The organism is Candidatus Sulfuricurvum sp. RIFRC-1 (assembly GCF_000310245.1).
Lineage (GTDB): Bacteria > Campylobacterota > Campylobacteria > Campylobacterales > Sulfurimonadaceae > Sulfuricurvum.
Genome location: NC_020505.1, coordinates 1466467 through 1489776, shown reverse-complemented (window position 1 = coordinate 1489776; position 23310 = coordinate 1466467). Strand labels below are relative to the sequence as shown.

The following is a 23310-nucleotide window of genomic DNA, read 5'->3' as shown; positions in this document are numbered from 1 at the left end:
TCTAGTAATCATTTTGCTATCGTGCGCGTGGTTATATTTTTATATTAAGGTTAATGTGAATGAATGAGGAAATAGAAGGGCGGATTGCAGATCCGGAAGGGGCAGCATTCGGCGTTGATCCATTGTTGCAATGTCTGGTATTGTTTACGCAGCTTTATCATAAACCTTTTACCGCAGAAGCTCTCATGGCAGGTTTGCCAAGTGCACCATGGGGTGGAGCCCTTCGTCTTTTTAGTTTAAAATCTTCCAAAGGTATGTTTTCCCGTGCCGCAAGCCGAGCCGGTTTAAAAAGTACCTTGGTCAACCGCAAAATTTCTGATATTTCTGCTCTTCAGCTTCCAATGATTTTGTTATTGGAAAATTCCCATGCGTGTATTTTAGATTCTATTTCTCACGATCGAAAAAAATGCAAAATTATTCTTCCGGCAGAAGAGGCTATCGAAGAGACGATTCCTATGGAAATGCTCGAAGAAGAGTATACAGGGTTTGCCTTCCTCGTCAAAAAGCCATTTGTCTATAACGAAGATGATTCTTTAACCCTCAATGTCAAGCATAAACATTGGTTTTGGGATACGTTGAAACTTTCCAAAAATATTTATCGTGATGTGATTTATGCGACGGTTTTGGTCAATCTTTTTGTCTTGGCAAGTCCTCTCTTTACAATGAGTGTGTATGACCGTGTTATTCCGAATAATGCGACTGAAACTCTTTGGGTTTTTGCCATCGGAGTGTTGGTCGTTTATGTTTTAGATACGTTTTTAAAATTTACCCGTGCAATGCTTTTGGAGAGTGCCGGTAAAAAAAGTGACATTATTATGTCGTCAATTATTTTTGAAAAAGTACTCGATTTGAAAATGATCTCCCATCCGAAATCGGTCGGTTCGTTTGCGAGTAATTTAAAAGATTTTGACTCCATTCGTTCTTTTTTGACCAATGCTACCTTGACGGCATTGGTTGATTTTCCGTTTGCTCTACTGTTCTTATTGGTTATCGGCTACATCGGCGGATGGATGGTTGTGGTCCCAATCGTGATGATGCTTCTTATTTTGGGATACGCGATTTTTATGCGTAATCCACTGCGTGAGAGCATTGAAGAGACCCATAAAGCCTCCGCAGCCAAAAGTTCCATTTTGATTGAAGCGTTGCAAAACATCGAAACCCTAAAAACATTAGGGGCTACGGGTCAAGTACAATGGGCATGGGAAGAGGCTACCGGAGAGATTGCTCAAAGAAGTTTGAAATCACGTTTGATTTCTACTTCCATCTCTACCGTGACCGGTTTTTTAACGCAGCTTACTACCGTTTTATTGGTTATTGTCGGCGTTTATCTCATTGGTGAACATGAACTGACAATGGGTGGTCTTATTGCTATTATTATTATCGCCGGACGCACAGTTGCTCCGATGGGGCAAGCAGCGGCATTGATCGCTAATTATTCGGATGCTAAAGCAGCGTATGATGCAATTGAAGGAATTATTTCTCAGCCATCCGAACGCCCGCATGGGAAAAAATTCATTACCCGTCCCCAACTTAAAGGGGAAATTGAATTTAAAAACGTCAGTTTTGCGTATGATGAATCGTCCCATAGTGCATTAAAAAATATTTCATTTTCAGTGAAGCCGGGTGAAAAAGTAGCAATCATCGGTCGTATCGGGTCAGGGAAAAGTACAATTTCAAAATTGTTACTCCATCTTTATGAACCAAATGAAGGGTCTATCTTACTGGATGGTATTGATATTAAACAGATTGATCCAGCGGATTTACGTAAAAATATTTCGTATGTTTCCCAAGATATTGCCCTGTTCAAAGGATCTGTCAAAGACAACATTGCATATCGTTCAACCCGCTCCAGTGATGAGCAGATGATTCGTGCTTCCGTGATTTCGGGTGCAGATGAATTTATCCGTAAACACCCTAAAGGGTATGAAATGCCAATTGGTGAGAGAGGGATGGGCCTATCAGGTGGTCAGCGCCAAAGTATCGGTATCGCTCGTGCATTGTTGTTTGAATCACCGATTATTATTATGGATGAACCGACAAATGCGATGGATCAGTTGAGTGAAAATCGTCTTATTGCGAATTTAAAAAGCTATTTGGAGGATAAAACCGCTATTTTGATTACACAGAAAAATACGATTCTCCCATTAGTTGATCGTATTATCGTGATGAACGAGGGGCAAGTATATCTGGATGGCCCACGAGAGCAGGTAATCGCTAAACTTTCAGGAGGTGTCGTATGAGTGAAAAAAAACGGTTCTCTTTTGATGCCAATGATTATCAGTTTATGCGCAGTGTTTCCGCCGCAGTATTGGAAGACACTCCATCACGTCTTCGTTCTGTCCTCCTTTTTTGGATTGTAACGATTATTTTCGTATTATTATGGGCGGCACTTTCTCCGATCGATGAAATTGTACGTGGGGATGGCAAGGTTATTCCCGGCGGTGAAAATCAAATGATTCAACATCTCGAAGGGGGGATGGTGAGTGCGATTATGGTTAAAGAGGGGCAAAAAGTTAAAGCAGATGATACTTTGCTTCGAGTTGACAATTTAAAATCCTCTTCTAACTATGAGAGTTCCCAGTTTAAATCGGTTGAACTGAGAGCCAAAATTGTACGTCTTCGTGCTGAATCTTCCGGTGGGGCTTTTTCTCCTACAGCAGATGATATGGCAAAAATTCCGATGCAGATTATGCAAGAGAGAAGTGTCTACAGCTCAAATCAAGAGCGTCTCCGTTCTCAAATTTCGGCATTGAATGATCAACTTGCCCAAAAGAAAAATGAAAAGATCGAAGCCCAAGGACGTATTATGGAGCAAAAACGCGCTCTTGCACTGATACGTGAAGAGGTGGCGATTTCTGAGCCAATGGTGGCGCAAGGGATTAAGCCTCGTGTTGAATTTTTGAAACTTCAACGTGAATTGAGTGATGTGAGTGAGCGTTATAATGCGGTTCTCTCTTCTATCCCAAGACTCAATGCGGCAATCAATGAGATGAGCAGTAAAATGCGTGAAGTACGCTCTGAATTTACAATGAAAGCACAGATGGAACTGAATGAAGCTGAAACGGAGTACAGTCGTGTCGGTGCTGAGAGTTCCGCTTTGGCCGACCAAGTGACCCGTACCGTGATTAAATCTCCTATTAACGGTATCGTTCAAAAACTCTACGTTAATACGGTAGGCGGAGTTATTAAACCGGGTGATAATCTAATCGAAATCGTCCCAACCGAAGGGGGATTGCTGGCGGAAGCGAAAGTTAAACCTGCAGATATCGCTTTTATCTATCCGGGGCAGGATGCGATTGTAAAAGTGACAGCGTATGATTTCTCACTTTATGGATCATTGCATGGAAAAGTGGTTACGATCAGTCCGGATACGGTAACGGATAAAAATGACAATGTTTATTATGTCGTCAAAATTCAAACGGATAAAAAATATCTCGGAAGCAAAGAAAAACCCCTCAAAATCATCCCCGGGATGATGATCAATGTTGATATTATTACCGGCGAAAAAACGATTTTAGAGTACATTTTAAAACCGATTTTAAAAGCCAAACAATATACGTTTACGGAGCGATAAGTGAAGTTGTATTTAATCTCGAATGATATCACGTTGCGTGCACGATGGATCGGAATTTTGAGTGCTTTGCAGCCTAAAACTCTTTCTGTATTTTCATCGGATATAGAAGCCTCATCGATTGTTATGGTATTGGATCGTGTATTAGACAATATGTCGGATGAAGTGTTGAGAGAATTTTTCAAACATCGTGTCATGATTCTCTCTATTACCCCTAATTTTCACGAATCACAAAAGTTTTTGTCACTTGGGGCAATGGGCTATGGTAATGCGATGATGCATGAATCTCATTTGTACTCTGTTTATCAAGCCCTTGAAGAGGGAAAAATATGGCTTCATCCTGATTTTATTACGATGATGATTTCGCAAATTCGCGAGCACAATATCCCAAAAGAAAAATCCTTGAAAATACTGGATGTTCTAAGCCATCGTGAACGTGAAGTTGCCCTTATGCTCGGTGATGGAGCTACCCACCAAGAAATTTCGGATTCACTGGATATTACGGTTCGAACAGTCAAAGCACACGCAACTTCGATCTACCAAAAACTCGATCTAAAAGATCGTCTTGCCCTCTCTCTTCTCCTGCACGCCTAACTTTATCCGCAATTAGTACCTAAGTACAATAGTATTGCTTTTTATTCTACGGTAGAATCTACAATTATAAAAATTTCTCATCGTAGGGGATAGTCATGGCACGAGTAATCGGATACGTAAAATCATTGGAACACGGCAATTTTTTTGTCAAAGATGCAAAAGGGAATATTCATCAGTTAAAAGCGGGTGAAGCTATTCACGAAGGTGAACTTGTCTATGGTTCAAAAAGTAATCCTAGTAATGCTCAAATCATTATCGACGTAACACTTCAAGGGGCCGGAGATCTCGTAATCGCCGGAAATGGAGCTCTTAATTTCGATACATCTTTGCTCAAAGGTATCTTTAGCCATGACGATGCCGTTGTTTATGTGAACTCTGTCAAAGATGCATTAGCACTTGCCGGTGGAAATATTACCAATGTTGAGACAGACCTACGTGACGGTCAACCTACGAATGGAGATGATGAAACAGCAGCCGGTCAGACTCTGAGTAACCAAGAACATGCAAGTGATACTTTTAATGATCGTGATGGATTGGTTAAAGATGTACGAACGGATCTCAATTTTACTGATTTTACCCGTACAACGCCTTCAAATGATGAGCAGCTATTTAGACCGGTAGTTTTGGAGGAAATTCCTACTGTAATAGTGACGGTAGCGAGTATTACATCCGATACACAAACGGAGGGGACTGCAAATAATAACTTGGTCCATACTGTAACCATGAGCGGAATATCGGTGAACAATGAGACGTACAGTTTCTCCCTCACTGATACAACAACCCAGACAGTAGACCACGGAACTCCAACCTTCAGTGATGGTGTTACCTACGATGCAGGTACAGGATTGATTACCGTTCCAGCAGGTGTTACAACCTTTACCGTTACAACAACCGTTACCGATGATGCCCTTGCAGATAGCGGTGAGTACTATACACTTAATATTGGTGGTCAAACTGCAACAGGTACAATTCTTGATGAGACAAACCCTGTTGATCTAGATACAGGAGCAACCGTAAGTATCACAGGTGACAGCGCAGTATGGGAAGGGAACACCGCAACCTATACCGTGACCACCGATACCCTCTCTACCAGCCCGATTTCAGTCGTCGTACAAACAACCCAAGCGACACTCAATCCGGCTACCGGAGGGGTGGATTACACCACTGTCAACACAACCGTAATCATCCCGGCAAATACAAACTCAGTAACCTTTAGCGTACAAACAACGGATGACGCTCTTGCCGATTCAGGTGAGAACTTCGTAGCGCAGATCGTATCGGCTTCAAGTGCTCAGTACGAAGCGGTAGCCGTAAGCCCAACCGCTTCTTCCGTTACCACTCAGATCGTAGATAACAGCCAACCTGGCACACCTGAAGGTCCGAATGGTCCAGAGGACACCGTGTACGCGATCATCAGCGGACCGGGAGCAACAACCGAGGGTGACGTTACCGGCAACTTCACCGTGAGTCTCGTAGACATGAACGGCAATCCGGTCACACCGACCCAAGATACCGACGTCACCGTTGTCTTCTCTAACGGCACGGCAGAGACAGGAGATTACGTCGCAACGACCCAAATCGTCACCATCTTGGCTAACAGCGCCAACGCGACGTTCACCGTCCAAACCAACGAAGACGTCGATTACGACAACGAGACCTTCGTTGCCACTATTCAAAGCGTCGAGGACACCGGCGAGTTCGAAGCGGTAGCGGTCCATGCGACCTCCGGAAACGTCACGGCGACCATCACCGACGATGACACTGCACCAAGTATCAGCATCAACGACGTCACCGTGAACGAAGACGCGGGAACCATGAGCTTCACCGTAAGCCTCAGCCACGCGACAACGGCACCGGTGAGCTTCAACTACGCATCGGCGAATAATGCTCCGATCAGCGCGGCAGCGGGATCGGATTACACGGCGGTCAGCGGCAGCGGAAGTATTGCGACGGGTGCTACGACCACCACAATCACGGTACCGATCAGCGATGACTTCCTCAAAGAAGGGAACGAGACGTTCTTGATGAACCTCTCGAACGTTTCGGCGAACGTGGCAAGCAGCGGTAACGACCTCCAAGGTGTGGGAACCATCACCGACGCGGGCAGCATCAATCCTCCGACACCGGAAGTACCGACAAGCAACGATACGGTCTACGTACGTTTGGTTAATAGCGATACGGTGACTGAAACCGGTGGTGACGGTGCATTGAATCATAGAATTGAATTGGTAGATAGTAACGGGAATCTCGTAACGGTACCGACAGGCGGAAGTGTAACCGTGAGTTTGTTATACAGTGTAGATACAACTACATCAGGTGACTATAGTGCTGCACGTACGACGAGTGTCACAATCACTGCCGGTTCAAGCGGTGTTGATATTTCGAATGCAATTTTGAACGATTTGGTTTATGAGGGAAGTGAAGGATATACTCTTCGTATAGGGACAATTACCCAAAGCGGCGATAAATTTGAAGCGGTTGCCCAACATACAACATCCAACAGTGTAACAGGTACGATTACCGATGCTGAAGATATGCCGGTACTCTCTGTCAACAATGTATCGGTAGCCGAAAACGGCGGTTATGCTGTCTTTACGGTTTCTTTGTCGAATCAATCGGCAAGTGCTACGACAGTTAATCTGTCATTGACCAACGGAACCGCTGTATCACCGCAGGATTATACGACGAATTTACAGGTATCTACTGACGGTGGTACGACATGGATGTCAGCTACAAGTGCTACGATCGCCGCAGGAAGCACTTCGGTTCTGGTCCGTGTACCGGTTGTCGATGATACGCTGGATGAAAACAGTGAAACATTTACCCTCACTGCAACACGAACAGCGGGATCAACCAGCAATGCAAGCGCGACGGGTACCGCCACTATTACCGATAACGATTCTGCACCGATTGTTTCCAGTGTTATTTCAGACGATGATTACGTCAATGAAAACACAGATGCCAACAGCACAAATAATATTGTTCAAAACGGAACGATTCAGAATGTCGGAGCGGCGGATACGGTTGTTCTTTCCGGTAATGCAAGCGGTATAACGTCAAACAATCAAGCTGTAACGTATACATGGAATGCGGCAACAAAAACGTTGACTGCTTCTTCGAGTGAAGGAACCGTCTTTACCGTAACGGTAAATGCGGATAATACAGGATATACCTTTACACAGCTTCGCGGAATCGATCATTTGCCGACAGTTCAAGGAGAGGGTGAATCGAAAGTCTTGAATTTTGATATGAGTGTGGTCGGTGGTATCAGTACTGCTCCGTTTACCGTAACAGTATACGATGATGCACCGAGCGTGTCGGGTGATCGAACGATTACGACCGAAAATGACGGCGATTATAGTGAGATCGGATATTTGTCTCAAGCAACCGTTTCGAACGATATCACGAGCGTGGTTTGGAATACATCGACATTGCCTGATTTAGTATTTGACGGAAAACCGGTCTATTATGTCGATCAAGGTAACGGTACTTTGAGTGGGCAGCTTGCCGATGGCACGTTGATCTTCCGTGTAACGATCGATCCAAATACGGTCGATGCGAACAATCACCCGCAATACAGCTTCGAATTGCTCAATACGCTTGGACGTTTGGGACAAGAAGGTGCCGCTTCAACTTATACCGTTATCAGTGGGGGGAATATCGATCATCTCGATCTGGCATTCGGTAATTTCCTGATCGACAGTATGAACGCTACAATATCCGATGGCAGTGTGTCAACCGTTAACACGAATAATAATTGGATCGGGGTCGGCGGAAACTGGTTCAATACGGGTGACAAACTTGAGATGACGTTTACCGATCCATCGGGTGCATATGGACAGGTTCGCGGCATGGATATGGTTGTTGAAGGACAAGGTAGTGCCGCTTATACTCTTTCATGGACGGTCACGGCGGCGATCAATGCGGCGGGCGATACGATAACCTATTCGGGAAGTATGAATGGAACCGGAAATACGGATGTACCGTTTACGATTCCGCTTCAAAACGGTGCACTGTATTTTACGAGTCTTGAGATCAGTGATGCATCATCCGGTGATTTCCGTATTGCATTCTCTGCAATTACAGCGAACGACTATTATTCGGACATCCCGATGAGTTTCGATTATTCACTGGTTGATGCAGACGGTGATACGGCAGCAGGGCAGATTGATGTTACATTGACTGCTCCTACAACTGATTCGGCTCCGAAAGCGGTGAATGATACGGCAACAACCAATGAAGATACTCCGATTGTTACCGGAGATCTTAAAACAAACGACACGATTTCTTTGGATGGCGGAAACGTTTGGTCGTTGGCAACACAGGCTGTCCATGGCACAGCGGTAGTCAATGCGGATGGAACGTATACCTATACACCTGTGGCAAACTGGAATGGAACCGATAGTTTCACCTATACGATTACCGATCTTGATGGGGATACCTCTTCGGCCACGGTGACGATTACGGTTGCCCCTGTAAACGATGCACCGACTTCGACCAACGATGCGATTACGATTCTGGAAGATTTGAACAATACGACAAATGTGTATACCGTATCGGTAAATGATTTTGGAACGTATAATGATGCGGACAATAACAGCTTGTCATCAATCCGAATCGATTCATTGCCAACGAACGGTACGCTTTATCTAAACGGTACAGCCGTATTGGTAGGTACGGTGATTCCGGTAGCATCGATTACGAGCGGATTATTGACCTTCGATCCGATCAACCACACGGATGCGGACAGTTCGTTTACCTTTAGCGTCAACGACGGAACTGTATGGAGTGCAAGCTCTTATACGACCACTGTGGCAATTACAGCGATTGCAGATACGCCGATCGTTGATATTGCAGGAACAGGAGTTGTGACGCAAGTTATAAATATTGCGAATGTTTCAACAAATACGAATGGATTTACCATTAGCGCATTGAATCCTGATGGCTCAACAGGAGTGATCAGTACCCATACGACTCCTGATGGTTTCGGTGTTACCGGTGTTGCATCAGGTGATAATACTGAAATTGGTTATCTCAATGGTACCGGTTCGGAAAAATTGGTAGTTCAGTTTGATAATGCAGTTTCTTCCGTCGACGTTTCATTTGCGTGGAAACACTCATATGGTACGGGAGAAACGGCACTGATCGAGTTTTATAACAACGGTGTATTGGTCGGAACCCGCACGTACAATGGTGGAACTGACTCTGTTGATCCTGCTATTACGTTACAACCAAATGAAGGTGGCGTATTTGATGAGATTCGATTTGGAGCGGTAGGTTCCGGAGATGATTATCTGATTCACTCCATCAGCTTTGAGAAAACAGCGAGTTCAACGACAACAATTACGACAGATGACAATCGTTCGGTTGATTTAGATGCTTCATCGGCACTTGTCGATACCGATGGATCAGAGACACTGAATACAACAATCAGTGGAATACCTGCTGGTTATACCCTTACTGACGGCACCAATACGTTTACCGCATCGGCAGGTTCGACCGTAGCGAATGTAACAGGTTGGAACTTGGCCGCAGTGAGTTTGGAAGTACCGACGGTCACAGTACAGACAACGGTGACATTGACCATTACGGCAACTGCTACCGAGACTTCGAACGGTTCGAGTGCTTCTGCGTCCGATACCATTGCCATCGTTGTCGTACCGCATAACGATGCTCCGGTATTCGCTAATGCTGCCGTTAGCGTCAATGTATCGGAAGAGGGGCTTGCAGGAGGATTGGCTGATACGACGGGTACGTCCGATACGACCAATGCTACAACGGCAACCGGAACGTTTAATATTACCGATGTCGATAGTGCATCGGTAAGTGTTACATTAACCGCTCCGACAACGACATTGACTTCAGATGGAGTGACAATCACTTGGAGTGGTGCAGGAACCAATACGTTGGTAGGTAGTGCCAACGGTTCTAATGTGATGACGATTAGTATCGACAATAGCGGCAACTATACGGTAAATCTGAGTGGTCCGGTTGATCATGCGACGGTTGGAGTTGAAGATGTTAACTCCTTTAGTGTAGGTGTTACGGCATCGGATGGATCAGCGTTATCTACCGGAGCATTGACCATTAATATCGAAGATGATGCTCCGGTGACTTCGGCACAAACCAATACGGTCAACGTAGCTCAAATCGATACGAATGTGATGATCGTTCTTGATGTATCGGGCAGTATGACGAGCGGAAGTGTTGACCGTCTCGCTGCAGCGAAAACAGCGATTTCAAATTTGATCAATGCATATGATAATTATGGAGATGTGGCGGTTAAAATCGTGACTTTCTCAACAACGGCGACCGATCGTTACAGTGTATGGATGAGTGCATCGGATGCTATCGCATTACTTGCCGGCATTACAGCAGGAGGAATGACAAACTACGATTCTTCATTGGCACAGGCGATGGATGCGTGGAAAACCGCCGGCAAGCTGACGATTGACAGCGGACATACGGTTCAAAACGTCGTTTATTTCATGTCGGACGGACAGCCGAATGAAAATGACGGTAATACTTCAGTATTGGCGAATAATGCCAACGGAACGAGTGGCGGTGCCGATGCCGGTATCCAAACTGCGGAAGAGACGACTTGGACAACGTTCCTCAATAACGGCGATATTAAAGCCTATGCATTGGGTATCGGGGATGGTTTGAGTGCAACCGATATGGCATATCTCGATCCGATTGCCTATAATGGCGTAACGGGAACGAATGATTCATCTTTGGCAATTCTTGTACCGGATGTATCGCAATTGACACAGGTACTTTTGAGTACGATCGATCCGATCGCAACGGGTAACGTTCTTACCAGCGCGACACCGGGTGCTGTCGGTGCGGATGGAGGGTATGTCGGTGTGATTACCGTCGGAACCGGAGCGGCTCAAACAACGTTTACATGGAATACAACAGCCAATACGGTTGCTTCTTCCGGTAGCGGTACCAATACCGCCACGTATAATTCGACGACTCACGTATTGAGTGTGACGACGGCGAATGGCGGTTTGTATGTGATCGATCTGGACTCTGGAGATTATACGTATACGCCTCCGATGAGCATTTCAGGTACCGTAACCGAAGTATTTGGCTTTACGCTCATCGACAACGACGGAGACAGCTCAACCGGACAAATTACGCTCAATGTCAATGTCAATCCGGGAACGGCCACAACGACCGGAACGGCCAATGCCGATACAACTCTCAGTGGTTCGGGTAATGATGATATTATCAGTGGACTTGCCGGAAACGACACGATCAGCGGTAATGCAGGAAACGATTGGATATCCGGCGGAGCAGGTACGGATGTACTCAACGGTGGTGATGGCAATGATAAACTCGATGGCGGTGCAGGGGCAGATGCTCTCTATGGCGGTGCAGGAAATGATCTTCTGATCAGTGATTTGCAGACGGACAGTGCAACCGGAACGACTTTGAGTGGGGATACGGGACTTGGAAAAGTTGATGGTGGTGACGGATTCGATACCTTCTTGATGAGTATGGACGGTTCAGCGATCAATTTTGCAGCATTAAATAGTACCAATAACCCTATTAAAAATATCGAAGTGATCGATTTAGGGGCAAATGGAGCGGCAGACAATCATCAGTTGACCAATATTCGATTACAGGACGTTATTGATATGACCGATGTAGATAATGATCTTTACATTTTGGGTGACAGTAGTGATTCTGTTTCCTTGGATAGCATAAGCGGTCAGCCATGGAGCCTTTCTGGTACATCTAGCGAAATGATCAACGGACAGCAACATATGTTTAATGTGTATTCAAACAGCGGCGATTCGACGGTAGTCGTAAAAGTCGAAGATAGCGTTTCTGTCAGTATCGTATAATTACGCTACAATAAGAGCATGAAAAAAACGGTTGCTCTTTTCTTCATAACGGCGGCACTTGCCGCCATTCTCCTCAGTTCCCCCGAATTTTCTATTTCCAAAGCTTTTATGGACAAAATCGAGCGTGAATACGGTCCGATTGCCAAAAAAAGAGCATTCTATCTCATTCAAATGATGAATGAAGCGCGGGATTTGGACGATATGGGAAAAATGGAAAAGGTGAATGATTTTTTCAATCAAACCCCTTATGCATCCGATAAAACGACATGGGGAATCAGCGATTACTGGGCAACACGCTATGAATTTATCGGTAAAGACAGAGCCGATTGTGAAGATTATGTTATTGCCAAATATTTTACCCTTAAAGAGCTGGGTGTTCCGACCTCTAAACTCTTTATGACCTATGCGAAATCGATTCGCTATAAGAGTGCTCATCTAGTTCTGACCTATTACGAAACCCCCAAATCGATACCACTCGTTTTGGACAACTACAATTTTAAAATTCTCCCCGCATCCGTACGGGACGATTTGATACCTATTTACAGTTTCAGCGGGGATGAGCTCTTTAATGCCAAGCAAGCGCAAATCGGGAAAATGGTCCCGGCTGCAACCAAACAAAAACGTCCATGGGACGAGCTAGTTATAACACGATAAAAGGATTAGTGATGAGTTTATTTAAACAGTTGGTGATAATGCTAACCCTCTTTTTAGGGGTGATATTGGTGTCGGTGATGTTACTGAACTTTAAATCGGCAACCGAGTTCGTCCAAAATCAGCTCTATACCGACGCTAAAAATACGGCACACTCGTTGGGCCTTTCACTCTCGAAAGTAGCGGATACTTCGGACTCTTCGAGTATGGAAACAATGATCAATGCGATCTATGACAGCGGGTATTACCAACGTATCCGATTGGTCGATATCGATGGCAAAGAGGTTTATAACCGGGAAAGTGATGTCCGTGTTAGTGATGTTCCTCAATGGTTTATCGAGATGGTGCCGATTCATAATGTGAGTGTAACGAGTGATATTATGATCGGATGGAGCCGCTTTGGTACGTTGGAAGTGAGCGGACATACGGGAAATGCCTATCGTCAACTCTATAGTACATTGATCGATTTGATCCAAACATTTTTAATGATCGGTATTGTCGTTTTTATGACGTTGTATCTTTTACTTTCACTAAGTCTTAAATCGTTGAAACGGATCCGTGATCAAGCTAAAGCAATTATTGATAACGAATTTATTATTGAGAAAAAAATCCCCTTCACGACCGAATTTCGCTCTGTTACAACAGCCATGAATGCAATGGTAGAAAAAGTCAAAGATATTTTTGAACGGGAGAACGAAACATTACGACGTTATCACGAACTTCTCTATAAAGATAGCGAGACGAAACTTCATAACCGTCGTTATCTCACCGCTAAACTACCCGATTATCTCCAATCGGATGCATCCTTTTCTTCGGGTATTTATGTCATGATGAGTATCAATGAACTTGACCGATTGAAGCGTGAAAAAGGGTATGAGCGTTATACCCAATTGGTCAATACTCTGGCCGAAGCATTGAACACTCAGCTAGGTTCGTTTCGTCATTCTCTGATTGCACGATTGAATGAAAGCGATTTTTTTGCGGCGATTCCGGCCTATGAGATAGATCAGGTATACCATCAAATTGAACTGATTATGATTCATATGCGTAACGTTATTGATGAGATGGATAAAGATCTTTTGGAATATTTGATTATTGGATGCGGAATCGGTACCTACAGTGAAAAAGACACCCTTAAATCACTTTTTTCACGCGCCGATCATGCGGTAACTCAGGCCAAACTTCGCGGTAATTTTATGATAGACAAGAACCTCGAAGAAGATGAGCCGCTAGTTTTGGGGCGTGAAGAGTGGCGCAGTGAATTACTCAAAAGTTTAGAGGAATCTCGTATGTTGTTGGCATTTCAAAGTGCGGTTGAACAACGTTCTGATGAACTTAATGTACTCCATGAAGAGATCTTTTTGCGATTGTTGGATCGGGAGGGAATTATTCACTCAGCAGGCTATTTTATCCCTGTTGCGACGAGTCTGGGGCTTATCGATACTCTGGATCGTTATATGATCGAAAAAGTCTTTAAACACATCAAAGAGCATAATCCGATAACACCGTTAGCGTTGAATCTCAGCGGCGATTTTGTGAAAAAATATGCCAATATTCAATGGCTAAGAGCTCAATTGGAAGTATTCCATCGTCAGAGTGACTTAGTGTTATGGTTTGAAGTGAGCAACACAATAGCATTAAATGAACTCGAAGCGGTATCTACTATCAGTTCAATGATTAAAATGTTCGGATACCGTTTCGGAATCGATCATTTTGCGATTCCTGAAGCAGGTGCCCATTATCTTCAAGCAATTCGTCCGGATTATATCAAAGCAAACAGTGCCTATTTGCAAGATATGATGTTCGATAAAGAGACGGGTAAGAGTCGTGAGAGTTTTAATAACGTTATCCGAAGTCTGGGGATTTCGATCATAGCGATTAATATCGAAGATGCAAAAGAGGTTGAAAACTTAAAAGCGCTCGGTATTGAACGATTTCAAGGCTCTCATATCGCGCCGGTAGCATTGCTACAATAGTGTATGCGGATTTTCTGTCATTCCCGTGAAAACGGCCATTGTGCCCCCTGCGGGTATGGCGTATGCTATTGTCTTTTTTTGCGTGTCAACACGAAAGCAAAAGCAGCTACAACTGCCAGTAAAATGAATAGATTTCCTTGTTCTTCCATTTAATGTTCCTTTAGTAATTTTTTCATGTCTACTTACCTTCATTTAGGTTATTTTTCATAGAAAATATTATACCGCAGGTTTACGGTGGGAATCCAGCCAAAGAAAAATAATCTTAAGTGCAAAAGATGGATTCTTGGATCAAGTCCGAGGATGATGACGTTGTGGTACAATCGCGTTATGAAAACTATTACCCCTGAAACCCTCCGATATTTACCCGCCACCCGTGCTGAAATGCAGGCACACGGATGGGATCAGTGTGACGTTATCCTCATCTCCGGGGATGCCTATATTGATTCTCCGTTTATCGGTGTCGCAGTGGTAGGACGGATACTGGAGCGTGAGGGGTATCGGGTCGGGATCATAGCTCAGCCTGATATTAATACGGATGATGTGATGCGTTTAGGCGAACCGAAACTCTTTTGGGGGGTGAGCGGCGGAAGTGTCGATTCGATGGTCTCCAACTATACCGCAACCAAAAAATTTCGTAACAGCGACGACTACACCCCCGGCGGTGTCAATAATGCCAGACCCGATCGTGCGACACTCGTTTACACCAATCTTATCCGCAAACATTTCAAAAATACCGTCCCTATCGTCCTGGGAGGAATCGAGGCAAGTTTGCGTCGCGTGAGCCATTATGATTACTGGACGAACAAACTCCGTAAGCCTATTTTGTTCGATTCCAAAGCCGATTATCTCATTTACGGAATGGGGGAGGGGGCGATCATCGCTCTGCCAAAAGCGTTAGAGAGAGGTGAATCTCCTCATAACATTCGAGGGGTGTGTTATATCGCCAAAGAGCCGCGTGAGGGGTATTTGACCCTCCCCTCCCATCAAGAGTGTTTGGATAACAAAGAGAAATATATCGATCTGTTTGATGCGTTTTACAACCATAACGACCCCATCTCTGCAAAGGGGCTATGTCAAGAGGTGGATGGACGATACGCTATCCAAAACCCTCCTGCTGATTATCTGGATGAAAACGAGATGGATGCGGTAAGCTCATTGCCCTTTACCCGTGAGCTTCATCCGTACCATCGTCCCAAAGGTGCGGTAAAGTGTCTGGAAACGATCAAGTTTTCCATTATGACCCATCAGGGGTGCTGGGGAGAGTGTAATTTCTGCGCGATTGGTGTGCATCAGGGACGTACTATCCGTACCCGCAGCGAAGCATCGATTTTAGCGGAAGCAACGCAATTTACCGAGTACAAAGATTTCAAAGGGATTATCAGCGACGTCGGAGGCCCCACGGCAAATATGTACGGCTATGAGTGTAACAAAAAACTTAAACACGGTACGTGTGACCATCAACGGTGCGTCGATGATACCCATCTGTGCAAATCGATGAAAGTGGATCACACCCGTGTTATTAATCTCCTCCGCCGACTTCGGGAAGTGCGGGGAATCAAAAAAGCGTTTGTCGCTTCGGGGGTGCGCTACGATCTCATCAACGAGGACAAACGTCAAGGGTATGAGTATCTCAAAGAGATGGTAAAACATCACATCTCCGGTCAGATGAAGGTCGCACCTGAACATACCTCAGATCATGTATTGCATCTGATGAACAAACCGGGGAAACAGACCCTTGTCGAGTTTAAAAAGCTTTATGATAAATTGAACAAAGAAGAGGGGAAAAAGCAGTTTTTGACCTACTATCTCATCGCCGCCCATCCGGGATGCACCGAGAAAGATATGCACGATCTGAAACGTTTTACCACGGATGAACTAAAGATGAACCCTGAACAAGCGCAGGTATTTACCCCGACACCGGGAACGTACTCTGCGGTGATGTATTACACCGAAATGGACCCTGCCACCCGTAAAAAAATCTTCGTCGAAAAAGATACGGCACGTAAAGAGAAACAAAAGCAGATAGTGGTTGCCAAGGACTCTTTTAAGAGCGGATTTGCGAGTTAAAATCTTATATCCCGTTTACTCGTTCCCAACGTCCTCGTTGGGAATGCAGACTTATAATTAATAAATATTACACACTCCCAAGCTGGAGCTTGGGAGCGAGAAATACACCCTTCGACAGGCTCAGGGCGAACGGGATAAAATAAGTGGAACAATTTTTGCGCTCTTACCTCTCTTTTAGCTTCATTTACCTACAATAAACACTTATAAATCAATACTACGGAACCTCTTTGCGAATCGATAAATTTTTAAATGCGGTCAATCTGACCAAACGTCGCACCGTTGCTCAGGATATGATCGGCGAGGGTGTTGTCTACATCAACGACAAAGCGGTGAAACCGGCAAAAAACGTGGCCGTAGGGGATATCATCACCCTCGTATACCTCGAAAAACAGATGCGCTACGAAGTGCTCGCTATACCTACCCTCAAATCGACCCCGAAATCCCAACAAAACCTCTATATCAAGGAGCTTTCATGAACGCCACCAAAACGGATTTTGAAGCACTTTTTGAACATAGAATGAATGATGAGGAGATGAGGGAGTTTTTATCGACTCTTCCTCTGAATGAATCGACTTCCTCCTCGATGATCGCAACGGCGGCGGAGGTGATGCGTAGTCATTCGATTATTCTCGAAGTTCCCGCTGAACTGAAACCAAAGCTGATTGACGTTGTCGGTACGGGGGGAGATAAGAGCGGAAGTTTCAACGTCAGCTCCACCGTCGCGCTCGTCCTCGCCGCTTCGGGTGCTTATGTTGCCAAACATGGCAACCGCTCTATCACCTCCAAATCGGGGAGTGCCGATGTCCTCGAATATCTGGGGGTGAAACTCGATCTCTCTCTGGAGCAAAGTTCGACACTCCTCCAAGAGTGCGGATTTACGTTTTTATTCGCCCAATACCACCATCCGGCGATGAAATTTATCATGCCGATCCGCCGCTCGATCCCTGAGAAAACGATCTTTAATATCCTCGGACCGCTCACCAATCCGGTGGGGCTCTCTAAAATTCTCCTCGGGGTTTTCGATGAGGTATTTGTCCCTAAAATGGCCGAAGCGGCACGTGAACTCGGGATGCAATCGGCAATCGTGGTAAGTTCACGCGAAAAGATGGATGAGATCAGTATTAGCGATATCACCTATGCGGGACATTTGAAAAACGGCCTGATAGAGTATTTTGAGATCGATCCGCAGATGCTGGGGATCAAAAAAGCTCCATTTGAAGCGATTCTCGGCGGAGAAGCGGCACAAAATGCTCAGATTCTTACCGATATTTTAAACAACCGTGCCACTGAAGCACAACGGGATATGGTCCTTATCAATGCGGCATACGCACTCGTAGCAGAGGGGATGGCGCGAGATGCGCAAGAGGGATTGGAGATTGCTCGTGATACTTTGCTCAGCGGTAAAGCGGCACAAAAATTAGATCAGATTATTTCGGTATCCTCTAAGCTATGAACAAACTTACTTTAGATGAGTTGCCTCAACTCTGTTCAGATATGACTGAATTACTGCCACAAGGGGGAGTTGTTATCCTGCAAGGCGATTTAGCCAGTGGTAAAACAACTTTTACACAGGCTTTTGCACGTTTTTTAGGGGTGGGGGATTCTGTGACTTCCCCTACGTTCTCTCTTCAACAACGCTACGGTGAGAAACTTTACCATTATGATCTTTACAATTACGGTTTTGAGAAATTTTTGAGTTTAGGGATGATGGAAGAGTTGGAGCACGAGGGGTATCACCTGATCGAATGGGGAGATGAGCCTTTGATTAATTTACTTAAACGTTCCGGGATTGAGACACTTATTGTGAAAATTATTAAATGCGATGAAACTTCGCGATGGTATGAGGTGCAGCGTGCATGAATTAAAAATTGAGAATTTGGTCAAGACCATTAAAAAGCATGAAATCGTTCGCGGTATCAGTATGGAACTCCGTACCGGAGAGGTCGTTGGACTGCTTGGACCTAACGGTGCCGGAAAAACAACAACATTTTACATGATATGCGGTCTGATCGAAGCAACGGATGGGAAAGTATTTATTGATGGGGTTGATGTGTCATCTTTGCCTCTGCACAAACGTTCCAGATTGGGGATAGGGTACTTACCTCAGGAAGCCTCGATTTTTAAAGACCTCACCGTTGAAGAGAATCTCGTGATTGCAGCACAAGCGGGGAAATTGAGTAAAGAGATGGCGGAACAGCGGATTGAAGAGTTGTTGGAGATGTTTAATATCGAACCGATCCGAAACCGTCGCGGGATCAATCTCAGCGGCGGAGAGCGTCGTCGTGCCGAGATTGCACGGGCATTGGTGAACAAACCCCGTTTTTTACTTCTCGATGAGCCGTTTGCCGGAGTTGACCCGATTGCCGTAATGGATATCCAAAGTGTTATCTCGCAGCTCGTAGAGTACGGGATCGGTGTTTTGATTACCGATCATAATGTACGAGAAACGCTAGCGGTGTGTGATCGAGCCTATGTTATTAAAAGCGGTCAGCTTCTAGCATCGGGAACAAGTGATGAAATTGCTCATAATGCCGATGTGCGTCAACACTATCTCGGTGAATCGTTCAAGTTTTAGCATCAGATGTTACGGGTAAAAACCAGCGTCGAGCTCAAAAACAAGCTTTCTAACACTCTTCGTAACTGGCTGCCGATTTTGCAGTCGAGTCTCAGTGATCTGGGTGAAGCGATGGCTCCGTTTGTTGAGGGAAACCCTCTGATTGATGTCAAATCGGGATATGAGGAGTCTTTTGAAGCAAGAATCCCGAAAAAAATTCAATTTGGCTATGTTCAGAACTCTCACAGCGAAGCGATTGAAGCACTCACAATCCAGCACAAGAGTTTGTATGAAGTGCTCGAAGAGCAGATAGACAGCTCTTTATTTCCCACGCCGATTTCTCGTCTTATTGCTACCCATATCATCGAAAATCTCGACGAAGGGGGATATTATGAGGGGGAATCGGAAGTTTTTTGTGCTCAAAACGCTCTGACGATGGAACAATTTGAAAAAATCCGTCTCCGTTTTATCCATGTAGAACCGGTCGGTATCGGCGCACGAAATGTGAGTGAATCTTTTTTATTTCAACTGGATTCCTCGTCAATCAGTGATTCGGGATACACCCTAGCATCGGATATGATCAATCATCTCGATGAATTAGGGCGCTACCGAAAAGAGCCGTTTTTTGACGAAGCGATGCGGGTTATCGGGAGTTTTAAAAATCCTCCGGCAATCGATTACATGGAGGACTCAATGCAGGTTATCCCCGATTTGATGATCTATACGGATCCAGAAGAGGGAATCGAAGTAAAATTGAACGATCAATATTATCCCTCAATTTCCATCGATGCAGCGTACGGAGTCGATCATACTTTTGTTCGTGACAAGCTCAAAGAGGCCAAAAGTCTTGTGGATGCGTTAGAGATGCGTAAAGCGACCTTGTACAAAGTAGGGCTGATGATCGTTGAATATCAGTATGATTTCTTTACGGGAGGGGCGATTAAACCGCTAACCCTTAAAACGCTGGCGGATGAGTTCGGTCATAACCCTTCTACTATTTCTCGTGCGATTGCCAACAAATATATTGCGTGTAATCGTGGTATTTATCCGATGAAAGAGTTTTTCACGACAGCGATCGATGAAGATGTCTCCAATGCCGCAATTAAAGAGTATGTCTCTGAATTGGTCAAAAATGAGTCGCATAAAAAACCGCTCAGTGATATGAAACTGCTTGAGATGATCCAAGAAAAATTCAAGATTACGATGGTTCGCCGAACGATCGCTAAATACCGTAAACAGCTCAATATCGCGGGATCAAGTGAACGTAAACAACTTTATCTGCTAGGGCGCTAGTGAAAAACCTCAAAGCGTATCTCGATGAGCAGGTAGCTGCACGTAATAATCGAGATGAATTGTGCGAAGCACGCCCCGATCCGCTGATGATCGCGCGTCGGAGCATGGATCAACATCATGCACTTACGTGTGCCTTGTTTGCTTATGGGAGCGCAAAAGCCATTGTTGTCTTTTTAGCCACTTTGGAAGAGGATTTAGTGGATTTGGCTGAATCCGATTTACGTTTCAAATTAGAGGGGAAATATTATCGTTTTCAAAGTAGCGAAGATATAATCCAATGGTTCTGTACCCTTGGGAGATTAAAAGCTTCCGGCGGGGCTGAAAAGGCTTTTAAAGACGGGTATTCTTCGGATGGACTCATTGGTGGAGTATCGACATTGATTACATCTCTTTATGACCTTAACCCGTATCGCTCAAAGGGGTATGAATTTTTGATCGGAAAACCGATTGTATCGATAACAAAAGCGTCGGCAATGAAACGGTGGATGATGTATTTACGTTGGATGGTTCGTAAAAACGAACTTGACATGGGATTGTGGAGCGGTGTATCGATGAGTGACTTGATAATGCCTCTGGATACCCATACGTTTAATGTTTCTCACCGATTAGGGCTTTTAACGCGGTCTGTATGCGATATGCGTTCCGCCATTGAGCTGACGGAAAGACTCAAAAAGTTTGATCCGCATGATCCGCTTAAATACGATTTTGCCCTTTATCGGATTGGTCAGGAAAAATTGCTTTAAATGGTAAGGATGCTCGGCTTACCGGTGTAATATCCTTGTGAATAGGTGATTCCGATTGCTTTTACATGTTGATAGATATCTTCCGAACTGACAAACTCAGCAATCGTTTTAATGCCGAGATTTGCGCTAAAATCTGCAATATGTTGGACAACAACGGCATATTTTGGATCACTGTTAATATTACGGATGAGTGATCCGTCAATTTTAATGTAGTCAACGTCGAGTCGAAGGATATTTTCCAAACTGGAATATCCGGTTCCGTAATCGTCAATGGCAATTTTTGCACCTAAGCTTTTCATGATCTGAACAAATTCTATAACTGCATCAAAATTATCAATTCCCTCGGATTCTAAAATTTCAAATACGATGCGGTGAGCCGTATCGGTTGCAACAATCATCTCTTCGATAAATCGAACCGTTCCTTGGTCTAAAATATCACGGATAGAGAGGTTCACGGAGAATTCTTCATTTCGATTTTTGAAAGTATTACAAGCTTGTTCGATAACAGTTCGGGTAATTTGGGGATACAAACGTGTTTTTTTGGCAGTTTGGAGAAAATCGAGTGGCGGAATAATATGCGCGGATTCATCAATCATTCGAACAAGTGTTTCATATTTTTCAATTCGTCCGCTTTGATTGGAGACAATCGGCTGATAAAAACAGATAATCCGACCTGAGGATAGTGCATTGTGGATGGTTGACGTAAGGGCAATATTAGCTTGATATTGTTCTTCAACATGCGATTCACTGTTATAAAACGCGATATGTTGACTGCTCTCTTTGGCTTGATGGAGGGCTATATCGGCATGTGCCAAAGAGATGTCAGGTCCTTGATCAATCCCGATGGTAACATTAAGAGAGATACTTTCTGTACCCACTCTGAACGGATAATCGTGAAGGCGATTGAGTAATTTCAAGCAGAGATCTTCGAGCTGTCTTTCACTCAACTCTTCATCAAACAATACGGCAAATTCATCCCCGCTAAGACGATACGGGTACAAATCAAGGGTTATCAGCCAGTGCCCCATCTGCCGCAAGAGATCATCACCGGCGCTAAATCCGAAAAAATCATTGATTTCTCTAAAATTATACATATTTAATATGACCAATGCACTATAGCGGGTCCGGTCCATATCGTATTGCAGTCGATGACGATTCGGTAAACCGGTCAGAGTGTCTTCAAAGGTTTGGGAGATCAGCTGTTTGGTTTTTTCTTCAACTTTTGTTTCTAATATTTCGTTTACTTCTCGGAGCTCATCGGTTGCATTAAGGACTTGGGAACGTAAAAAGTTTGCGGTACCATGCATGGTATTTCGATAGACGAGTAAAAATGGCAATGCACCTAAAAAAATGATCAGAGAGGTTGAAATGGCTTTGAAAGCTGCGGCATTGGAAAGTCTTTGAATGGAGCCCACTTCGATATCCGCTCCAATAATGTAGCGATAGCCCGATGGTGTGGTTCCTGGGAGATATACGCTTCTAAATTGTCCCCATTGATCTGATTCTTCTTTAAGATCCCAAACCATTTGATTCGTTTTAAGGGCTTTAATCATATCGGGATTATTGGGATAAATATCGAAAAATCGGGTAAGGTTTTGACCGGTTCGGAGTTCATGATTACGGGCACTGCTGGAGGTAAAATGGAGTTGCCCTTTGTTATCCATTACTAAAGAATAAATATACTCGACCCCTTGTGCGTGTGCCAGAGCGGTGAGGGTTTTGATAGTATCGGCATCTTCAACCGTGGTCGGCGTACTCGTTAAAACTTTAGAATGATAATTGTCACCGACCACTACTTGTGCCGATTCAACGGCACGTTGCAAATTGGCGTTTATATTGTGATTGATAAATTTTTTTTCATGATCAAAATGGTAATAGCCCAATAGTATGAGTGTTGCAATAAAAAAGAAAAAGGCGAAGAAAAACTTTTTGGCATCAAGATGCATCAATGCTCCTCCTCCAATGTCTCGGTTCAGATGAATATAGTGTATCATACTTTAATCAA

The 23310-nt window shown here is 44.4% G+C and carries 14 protein-coding genes; 13 read left to right on the top strand and 1 reads right to left on the bottom strand.

Features of this window, described 5'->3' with window-relative positions; genetic code table 11:
• Positions 1-59: 59 nt before the first annotated feature.
• The 13 genes from B649_RS07485 (at position 60) to B649_RS07425 (ending at position 21305) form a co-directional block, all read left to right on the top strand.
• Complete coding sequence (locus B649_RS07485) at positions 60-2240, top strand: type I secretion system permease/ATPase (RefSeq protein WP_015653914.1); 2181 nt, start codon at positions 60-62, stop codon at positions 2238-2240.
• The gene (locus tag B649_RS07480; RefSeq protein WP_015653913.1) at positions 2237-3574 is read left to right on the top strand and encodes an HlyD family type I secretion periplasmic adaptor subunit; all 1338 of its coding nucleotides are present in this window, start codon (positions 2237-2239) and stop codon (positions 3572-3574) included. Before B649_RS07485 ends, B649_RS07480 begins: the two co-directional genes overlap by 4 nt.
• A complete protein-coding gene (locus B649_RS07475; RefSeq protein ID WP_015653912.1) occupies positions 3575-4165 on the top strand; it encodes a LuxR C-terminal-related transcriptional regulator in 591 nt (196 codons plus the stop codon).
• A gap of 95 nt (positions 4166-4260) precedes the next feature.
• Positions 4261-12021 (top strand): Calx-beta domain-containing protein, encoded by a 7761-nt coding sequence (locus B649_RS07470; RefSeq protein ID WP_015653911.1) that lies wholly within the window; start codon positions 4261-4263, stop codon positions 12019-12021.
• 18 nt (positions 12022-12039) lie between these two features.
• A complete protein-coding gene (locus B649_RS07465) occupies positions 12040-12675 on the top strand; it encodes a transglutaminase-like cysteine peptidase (RefSeq protein ID WP_015653910.1) in 636 nt (211 codons plus the stop codon).
• An 11-nt stretch (positions 12676-12686) separates the two neighbouring features.
• The gene (locus B649_RS07460; protein WP_015653909.1) at positions 12687-14648 is read left to right on the top strand and encodes a LapD/MoxY N-terminal periplasmic domain-containing protein; all 1962 of its coding nucleotides are present in this window, start codon (positions 12687-12689) and stop codon (positions 14646-14648) included.
• A 327-nt stretch (positions 14649-14975) separates the two neighbouring features.
• Positions 14976-16715 carry a YgiQ family radical SAM protein gene (locus B649_RS07455; protein WP_291750840.1) on the top strand — a complete coding sequence of 580 codons (1740 nt, stop codon included), beginning with the start codon at positions 14976-14978 and terminating at the stop codon, positions 16713-16715.
• 227 nt (positions 16716-16942) lie between these two features.
• Positions 16943-17191 (top strand): RNA-binding S4 domain-containing protein, encoded by a 249-nt coding sequence (locus B649_RS07450; protein ID WP_015653907.1) that lies wholly within the window; start codon positions 16943-16945, stop codon positions 17189-17191.
• A complete protein-coding gene (trpD, locus tag B649_RS07445; RefSeq protein ID WP_015653906.1) occupies positions 17188-18168 on the top strand; it encodes an anthranilate phosphoribosyltransferase in 981 nt (326 codons plus the stop codon). The genes B649_RS07450 and trpD overlap by 4 nt, the downstream gene beginning before the upstream one ends.
• Positions 18165-18575 carry a tRNA (adenosine(37)-N6)-threonylcarbamoyltransferase complex ATPase subunit type 1 TsaE gene (gene tsaE, locus B649_RS07440; protein ID WP_015653905.1) on the top strand — a complete coding sequence of 137 codons (411 nt, stop codon included), beginning with the start codon at positions 18165-18167 and terminating at the stop codon, positions 18573-18575. Before trpD ends, tsaE begins: the two co-directional genes overlap by 4 nt.
• Entirely contained in the window at positions 18568-19290 is a 723-nt protein-coding gene (lptB, locus tag B649_RS07435) for an LPS export ABC transporter ATP-binding protein (RefSeq protein ID WP_015653904.1), read from the top strand. The genes tsaE and lptB overlap by 8 nt, the downstream gene beginning before the upstream one ends.
• 6 nt (positions 19291-19296) lie before the next feature.
• The gene (locus B649_RS07430) at positions 19297-20562 is read left to right on the top strand and encodes an RNA polymerase factor sigma-54 (RefSeq protein ID WP_015653903.1); all 1266 of its coding nucleotides are present in this window, start codon (positions 19297-19299) and stop codon (positions 20560-20562) included.
• Positions 20562-21305: a TIGR02757 family protein gene (locus B649_RS07425; protein WP_015653902.1), complete on the top strand. Its 744-nt coding sequence runs from the start codon at positions 20562-20564 to the stop codon at positions 21303-21305. The genes B649_RS07430 and B649_RS07425 overlap by 1 nt, the downstream gene beginning before the upstream one ends.
• Here B649_RS07425 and B649_RS07420 read toward each other — a convergent pair.
• Complete coding sequence (locus tag B649_RS07420) at positions 21302-23299, bottom strand: GGDEF domain-containing phosphodiesterase (RefSeq protein ID WP_291750839.1); 1998 nt, start codon at positions 23297-23299, stop codon at positions 21302-21304. The two genes, B649_RS07425 and B649_RS07420, sit on opposite strands and share 4 nt — an antisense overlap.
• Positions 23300-23310: the final 11 nt, after the last annotated feature.